At 24.1% G+C, this 1,629-nt stretch carries 3 protein-coding genes; 2 read left to right on the top strand and 1 reads right to left on the bottom strand.

Annotated elements, in window-relative coordinates; translation table 11 throughout:
* Both A500_RS18690 and A500_RS18685 read left to right on the top strand, forming a co-directional pair.
* Positions 1 to 736: LD-carboxypeptidase (locus A500_RS18690; RefSeq protein WP_016209142.1), on the top strand; the 736-nt coding region annotated here is incomplete at its 5' end.
* 109 nt (positions 737 to 845) lie between these two features.
* Entirely contained in the window at positions 846 to 1,283 is a 438-nt protein-coding gene (locus tag A500_RS18685; RefSeq protein WP_016209141.1) for a GatB/YqeY domain-containing protein, read from the top strand.
* Between the two features lie 78 nt (positions 1,284 to 1,361).
* Here the strand turns inward: A500_RS18685 and A500_RS18680 are convergent.
* The coding region (locus A500_RS18680; protein ID WP_016209140.1) for an EamA family transporter at positions 1,362 to 1,629 on the bottom strand (268 nt) is incomplete at its 5' end.

Raw genomic sequence — 1,629 nt, 5'->3', positions numbered from 1 at the left:
TTATCAAATTCATTCATATAAAGATGAAAATAATAACTCTTATTCTCATGAAATAAGAGCTAAAGAGCTTATGAATTTTTATAAAGATAATACTATAAATGCCATATTCGATTTGTCAGGTGGTGATTTATGTAATGAAATTCTTGACTTTTTAGATTATGAATTTATCTCTACATGCAATAAGCCTTTTTTTGGCTATAGTGACTTAAGTGTAATTTTAAATGCTTTACTAACAAAATCAAATACTATCAATTATAATTACCAATTAAGAAATCTTATAAGAGAAGACTCTGAGAATCAAATTATAAATTTCAAAAATAGTATTTTAGAAGGAAATAATGATTTATTCAAATTTTCTTACAAATGGCTTCAAGGAAAGTCCATGATGGGAGAAGTAGTTGGAGGAAATATTAGATGTTTTTTAAAATTAGCTGGAACAAAATTTATTCCAAGTTTCAATGGTAAAATACTTTTTCTTGAAGCTTTAAGTGGAGATATTAATAAAATTTCTACATTTCTAACACAATATAAGCAAATTGGAGCTTTTACTAATATTAATGGGATTTTACTAGGTTCATTTACAGAATTAGAAAAGGACTTTTCTGAAGAAGAAGTTATAAATATAATTTTAAGAAAAATAAATAATCCTGATCTTCCTATAGCCAAAACAAATGAGTTAGGTCATGGTGCTAATTCTAAATGTATAGCAATTGGTAAAACTTTATTTTTAAATTAGAATTTTACTTATTATTAGTTTTCTTGCAATAATATTCCTTAAAGTATATAATTTTAACAGAGATAAACGACATTGTTTATTAAGAATATTCTAGTGAGGTGAAAGTAATATGTTAAAAGAGGAATTAAAGAAAAACGAAATAGCTGCTATGAAAGCTAGAGATAAAGCAACTGTTAGTGTTTTAAGATTAGTTAATTCAGAAATAAAAGCATTTGAAGTTAATGAAAGAAAAGATATTTCAGATGAAGATGTTTTGAGAATTATAGAAAAACAAATTAAACAGCTTAAAGAAGCTCTTCAATATGCTATACAATTAAATGATAATGATAAAATTAATGAAGGAAATTTTGCTATTAACTTATTAACTCCTTATCTACCTGCACAACTTGCAGATGAAGAAGTTGAAACTATGCTTAGAGAAATAATTACAAATGGTAATTATGCTTCATCTGATATGGGAAAGATAATGAAAGAAATTATGCCAAAGGTAAATGGTAAATTTGATAAATCAAAAATTAATCCTATGGTAAAAAAAATATTAGGATAAAATAAAGCCTCTCTGTATGAGAGGCTTTATTTATATATTTAATTTATAGTTAAATATATAAATAAAAAAATAATTATCTTAATTACTTTTTTCAACTTTATCTAACTTCTTATTATAAATAAACATATAATAAGATGAAGCAAAAATAATAAAATATCCAATAAAACTTAGTAAATCTGGCAATACCCTAAATATTATGAAGCTGATAATAGCAGAAAATAAAATATTGGAATAATCAAAAATAGATATTTCTTTTGCTGGTGCATACTTATATGCAATTGTTATTCCAAATTGTCCTATACTAGCAAATACTCCTGCCATTAATAAGTAAAATAATTGTTCACTA

The sequence above is a fragment of the Clostridium sartagoforme AAU1 genome (assembly GCF_000401215.1).
Classification (GTDB): domain Bacteria; phylum Bacillota; class Clostridia; order Clostridiales; family Clostridiaceae; genus Clostridium; species Clostridium sartagoforme.
Note: the sequence above shows the minus strand (reverse complement) of the source record. Positions and strands in the feature narration are given on the sequence as shown.

Excerpts from the sequence above, each read along its gene's own strand:
- A500_RS18685 (WP_016209141.1), top strand. The coding sequence starts at position 846 with ATGTTAAAAGAGGAATTAAAGAAAAACGAAATAGCTGCTATGAAAGCT.